Raw genomic sequence first — 271 nt, forward strand, 5'->3', positions numbered from 1 at the left:
CGTCAGGCGCGGTCCCGGCCGGCTCCGCGCCGTACCGGGCGGTGTGCGCGGCGGTCGCCGGCGGCCCGGGGGGCGCCTGCCGGTCCACCTCGCACCAGATGCTCTTGCCGTTGCCCTCCGGCTTCCAACCCCACCGGTCCGCGAGGCCGTCGACCAGTTCGAGGCCGCGGCCGTGGGTGTCGTCGTCGTCCGCGCGCCAGGGCCGCGGGGGGCAGTTGCTGACGTCCGCGACCTCGACCCGGACCGTCGCCACGGCCGGGTGGCCGGTCGC

The 271-nt window shown here is 79.0% G+C and carries 1 protein-coding gene; it reads right to left on the reverse strand.

Going from position 1 to position 271, the window contains the following annotated elements:
• Positions 1-271: ATP-binding protein (locus tag AAHZ94_RS35370; RefSeq protein WP_349997721.1), on the reverse strand; the 271-nt coding region annotated here is incomplete at both ends.

It is taken from the genome of Streptomyces sp. HSW2009, assembly GCF_040240285.1.
Lineage (GTDB): Bacteria > Actinomycetota > Actinomycetes > Streptomycetales > Streptomycetaceae > Streptomyces.